Annotated in this window: 4 protein-coding genes; all 4 read left to right on the forward strand. The window is 70.5% G+C overall.

Features of this window, described 5'->3' with window-relative positions; all coding sequences use genetic code 11:
* Positions 1 to 140 precede the first annotated feature (140 nt).
* Entirely contained in the window at positions 141 to 2,099 is a 1,959-nt protein-coding gene (locus tag GUY61_RS34145) for an acyl-CoA dehydrogenase family protein (RefSeq protein ID WP_166634199.1), read from the forward strand.
* Between the two features lie 264 nt (positions 2,100 to 2,363).
* Positions 2,364 to 3,614, forward strand: a complete 1,251-nt coding sequence (dxr, locus tag GUY61_RS34150; RefSeq protein WP_166634200.1) for a 1-deoxy-D-xylulose-5-phosphate reductoisomerase — start codon at positions 2,364 to 2,366, stop codon at positions 3,612 to 3,614.
* Positions 3,611 to 4,912: an RIP metalloprotease gene (locus tag GUY61_RS34155; RefSeq protein ID WP_166634201.1), complete on the forward strand. Its 1,302-nt coding sequence runs from the start codon at positions 3,611 to 3,613 to the stop codon at positions 4,910 to 4,912. Before dxr ends, GUY61_RS34155 begins: the two co-directional genes overlap by 4 nt.
* 191 nt (positions 4,913 to 5,103) lie before the next feature.
* On the forward strand, positions 5,104 to 5,323 hold a 220-nt coding region (locus GUY61_RS34160; protein ID WP_166634202.1), incomplete at its 3' end, for a flavodoxin-dependent (E)-4-hydroxy-3-methylbut-2-enyl-diphosphate synthase.

Raw genomic sequence — 5,323 nt, forward strand, 5'->3', positions numbered from 1 at the left:
GCTCTGTGCATCCGATGCTTGCGCGAAGTCTGGTACGTCACGTCCGTATCGGGTACATACGCACAAGTAGCACCGGTCGGTAGTCACTTGGGCCGCCGGCCGGCCCCCACCCCCGACTTCGCGGCGAGGTGAACCCCCCTATGTCCGCACCAACCCATGAACCTCCGCAGGCGGCCGAGACCCCCAAGGTCACGGAGCGCGAGGCCCGCCAGGTGGCCGAGGCGGCCCGGGAACAGGACTGGCGCAAGCCCAGCTTCGCCAAGGAACTCTTCCTCGGCCGCTTCCGCCTGGACCTGATCCACCCCCACCCGATGCCCGATCCCGACGACACCCGGCGCGGCGAGGAGTTCCTCGCGAAGCTGCGCGACTTCTGCGAGACGAGGATCGACGGCGCGCTGATCGAGCGGGAGGCACGCATTCCCGACGACGTGGTGAGCGGCCTCAAGGAGCTCGGCGCGCTCGGCATGAAGATCGACACCAAGTACGGCGGGCTCGGCCTCACCCAGGTGTACTACAACAAGGCCCTCGCCCTCGTCGGCTCGGCCAGCCCCGCGCTGGGCGCGCTGCTCTCCGCGCACCAGTCGATCGGCGTACCGCAGCCGCTGAAGCTCTTCGGCACCCAGGAGCAGAAGGAGACCTTCCTGCCCCGCTGCGCCCGCACCGACATCTCCGCCTTCCTGCTCACCGAGCCGGACGTCGGCTCCGACCCGGCGCGCCTGGCCACGACCGCCGTCCCCGACGGCGACGAGTACGTCCTGGACGGCGTCAAGCTGTGGACGACCAACGGGGTGGTGGCCGACCTGCTGGTGGTCATGGCGCGGGTCCCGAAGTCCGAGGGCCGCAAGGGCGGCATCACCGCGTTCGTCGTCGAGACCGCGTCCCCCGGGGTCACTGTCGAGAACCGCAACGCGTTCATGGGCCTGCGCGGACTGGAGAACGGCGTCACCCGCTTCCACGGGGTGCGGGTCCCGGCCGCCAACCGCATCGGGCCGGAGGGCGCGGGCCTGAAGATCGCCCTCACCACCCTCAACACCGGCCGGCTCTCCCTGCCCGCCATGTGCGTGGGCTCCGGCAAGTGGTGCCTGAAGATCGCCCGCGAGTGGTCGGCGGCCCGTGAGCAGTGGGGCAAGCCCATCGCACGGCACGAAGCGGTCGGCGCCAAGATCTCCTTCATCGCGGCCACCACCTTCGCCCTTGAGGCGGTCGTCGACCTGTCCTCGCAGATGGCGGACGACAGCCGAAACGACATCCGCATCGAGGCCGCCCTCGCCAAGCTGTACGGCTCCGAGATGGGCTGGCTGATGGCGGACGAACTGGTCCAGATCCGCGGCGGCCGTGGCTACGAGACCGCCGACTCCCTGGCCGCGCGCGGCGAACGCGCCGTCCCCACCGAGCAGATGCTGCGCGACCTGCGCATCAACCGCATCTTCGAGGGCTCCACCGAGATCATGCACCTGCTGATCGCCCGGGAGGCCGTCGACGCCCACCTGTCCGTCGCCGGGGACCTCATCGACCCCGAGAAGACCCTCCAGGACAAGGCGCGGGCGGGCGCGCAGGCCGGCGCCTTCTACGCCCGCTGGCTCCCCAGGCTCGTCACCGGCCCCGGCCAGCTGCCGCGCTCGTACGCCGAGTTCCACCCGGCGGGCCACGCCGACCTGGCGGTGCACCTGCGCTACGTCGAGCGCAGCGCGCGCAAGCTGGCCCGCTCCACCTTCTACGCCATGTCCCGCTGGCAGGGACGGATGGAGACCAAGCAGGGCTTCCTCGGCCGCGTCGTGGACATCGGCGCGGAACTCTTCGCCATGAGCGCCGCCTGCGTGCGGGCCGAGCACCTGCGCGGCATGGACGACCACGGCCGCGAGGCGTACCAGCTGGCCGACGCCTTCTGCCGCCAGGCACGTCTGCGGGCCGAGGAACTGTTCGGCAGGCTCTGGTCCAACACCGACGACCTCGACCGCAAGGTCGTCTCGAAGGTCATGTCCGGGGCGTACACCTGGCTGGAGCAGGGTGTCGTCGATCCCTCGGGCGAGGGCCCCTGGATCGCCGACGCCACCCCGGGGCCGTCCGCGAAGGAGAACGTGCACCGGCAGATCCGGTAGCCGCCGTGATCGCCCGGTCCCCCGCCCCGCACCATCCGTGGGACGGGGGACCGGCGCGCGCCCGGACCGGTGAACGGACCGGGGAGGACCAGCGACCGGACCGGGAGGACCAGCGACCGGACCGAGCGGACCGGTGAACGGACCGGGGAGGACCAGTGACCGGACCGAGCGGACCGGTGAACGGACCGGGGCGCCGCACCACCGCCGGGCCGGCAGCGGTGACGCGGTGTCCACTCGGTGAGGACGTGCGGCGACAATGGGGGGATGACCGACAGCCCCGTACCTCTCGCCGACCCGCATCTGGTCTTCGACGCGAGCGAAGACCGCCGGGACATCGTGATCCTCGGCTCGACCGGTTCGATCGGCACCCAGGCCATCGACCTCGTGCTCCGCAACCCCGGCCGATTCCGCGTGACCGGTCTGTCCGCCGCGGGCGGCCGGGTCGCGCTGCTGGCCGAGCAGGCGCACAGGCTGGGGGTGCGGACGGTGGCCGTGGCCCAGGAGGACGCCGTACCCGCGCTGCGGGAGGCGCTGCGGGAGCGCTACGGGCAGCAGCCCCTGCCCGGGATCCTCGCGGGCCCGGACGCGGCGGCCGAGCTGGCGGCGTCCGAGTGCCACACCGTGCTGAACGGCATCACCGGATCGATCGGGCTGGCACCGACCCTCGCGGCGCTCCAGGCGGGACGGACCCTCGCCCTCGCGAACAAGGAGTCGCTGATCGCGGGCGGCCCCCTCGTGAAGGAGCTCGCCAAGCCCGCCCAGATCATCCCCGTGGACTCCGAGCACGCCGCGCTCTTCCAGGCGCTGGCCTCCGGGTCCCGGGCCGATGTGCGCAAGCTGGTCGTCACCGCGTCCGGCGGGCCCTTCCGGGGCCGTACCAGGGCGGAGCTCGCCGGCGTGACCCCGCAGGACGCGCTGGCGCACCCGACCTGGGCCATGGGCCCGGTGATCACCGTCAACTCGGCGACACTCGTCAACAAGGGCCTCGAAGTGATCGAGGCGCACCTCCTCTACGACATTCCCTTCGACCGCATTGAGGTGGTCGTGCATCCCCAGTCGTATGTCCACTCGATGGTGGAATTCACGGACGGATCGACGATCGCGCAGGCGACGCCCCCCGACATGCGGGGGCCGATCGCCATCGGACTCGGCTGGCCCGAACGCGTCCCGGACGCGGCGCCCGCCTTCGACTGGTCGAAGGCCTCGACGTGGGAGTTCTTCCCGCTCGACGACGAGGCGTTCCCCAGCGTGGGCCTGGCCCGCCACGTGGGGGACCTCGGCGGGACCGCTCCCGCCGTGTTCAACGCGGCGAACGAGGAGTGCGTGGACGCTTTTCTCGCGGGCGGGCTGCCGTTCAACGGAATTGTGGATACGGTCGCCGAAGTCGTGGCCGAACACGGTGACCCGGGACGGGGAACCTCCCTCACGGTCGCGGACGTCCTGGAAGCTGAGACCTGGGCACGGGCCCGCGCCCGTGAACTGGCACGGAAGCACACTGCGGAGGCGCGCGCATGACGGCACTGATGACGGTCCTCGGCATTGCCGTCTTCGTGATCGGGCTGCTCATCTCGATCGCCTGGCACGAGCTGGGGCACTTGTCGACGGCCAAACTGTTCGGCATCCGCGTGCCCCAGTACATGGTCGGCTTCGGCCCGACCGTCTGGTCCCGGCACAAGGGCGAGACGGAGTACGGGATCAAGGCGATCCCGCTCGGCGGCTACATCCGCATGATCGGCATGTTCCCGCCCGGCGCGGACGGCCGGATCGAGGCCCGCTCCACGTCCCCGTGGCGAGGCATGATCGAGGACGCCCGCGAGGCGGCCTTCGAGGAACTGCAGCCGGGCGACGAGAAGCGGCTGTTCTACACGCGCAAGCCGTGGAAGCGCGTGATCGTGATGTTCGCCGGGCCGTTCATGAACCTCGTGCTCGCCGTGGCGATCTTCCTCGGCGTGATGATGACCTTCGGCATCGAGACCAAGACCACGGTCGTCAGCTCCGTCTCCCCGTGCGTCATCGAGCAGAGCGAGAACCGTGACGAGTGCGCCAAGAGCGACCCGGTCTCGCCCGCCAGCAAGGCCGGCCTGAAGGCCGAGGACAGGATCGTCGCCTTCAACGGCAAGAAGGTCGACGACTGGTCCACCCTGGAGACGCACATCAGGGACACCATCGGCCCCGCCACCGTCACCGTCGTACGGGACGGCAGGGAACTCACCCTGAACGCCGACCTGATCGAGAACAAGGTCGGCAAGAAGGACGGCAACGGCGGCTACGTGGAAGGGGAGTACGTCACCGCGGGCTTCCTCGGCTTCACCCCGGCCTCCGGCATCGTGCAGCAGTCCTTCGGCCAGTCCGTGGACCGCATGGGCGACATGATGGAGTCCGGCGTCCAGTCGCTCGTCGCCATCCCCTCCAAGGTCCCCGACCTGTGGGACGCGGCCTTCGGCGACGGCGAGCGCAAGGCGGACTCCCCGATGGGCGTCGTCGGCGCGGCCCGCGTAGGCGGCGAGGTCGCCACCCTCGACGTACCGCCGGAGAACAGGATCGCGATGTTCCTGTTCCTCGTCGCCGGATTCAACCTCTCCCTCTTCCTGTTCAACATGCTGCCGCTGCTGCCCCTCGACGGCGGCCACATCGCCGGCGCGCTGTGGGAGTCGGTGCGGCGCAACGTGGCCCGCGTCTTCCGCAGGCCCGACCCCGGGCCGTTCGACGTGGCGAAGCTGATGCCGGTCGCATACGTCGTCGCGGGGATCTTCGTCTGCTTCACCCTGCTCGTGCTGGTGGCGGACGTGGTCAACCCCGTGCGGCTCTCCTAGGGCAGCCCTAGCCGGACAACCGCCGAGGACGGCCGGGTGCACACCGCACCCGGCCGCCCGCGTGTTCGCGTGAACACCGGGCAACGGGAGGGGGCGGGATGTGCCCGACCCCCGCCCGGTGCCGTAATCTCAAAGGCCGGAGCCCGCCGATCTCGGGACCTCGATCCACACGCCTTGGGGTTGCACAGCAGATGACTGCGATTTCTCTCGGAATGCCGTCCGTGCCGGTCACGCTCGCCGAGCGCAGGAAGAGTCGGAAGATCCAGGTCGGTACGGTGGCGGTCGGTGGGGATGCGCCGGTGTCGGTGCAGTCGATGACCACGACGCGTACGTCGGACGTGGGTGCCACGCTTCAGCAGATCGCGGAGCTGACGGCGGCGGGCTGTCAGATCGTGCGGGTGGCGTGTCCGA

It is taken from the genome of Streptomyces sp. GC420, assembly GCF_009916105.1.
In the GTDB taxonomy this organism is placed as follows: Bacteria; Actinomycetota; Actinomycetes; order Streptomycetales; family Streptomycetaceae; genus Streptomyces.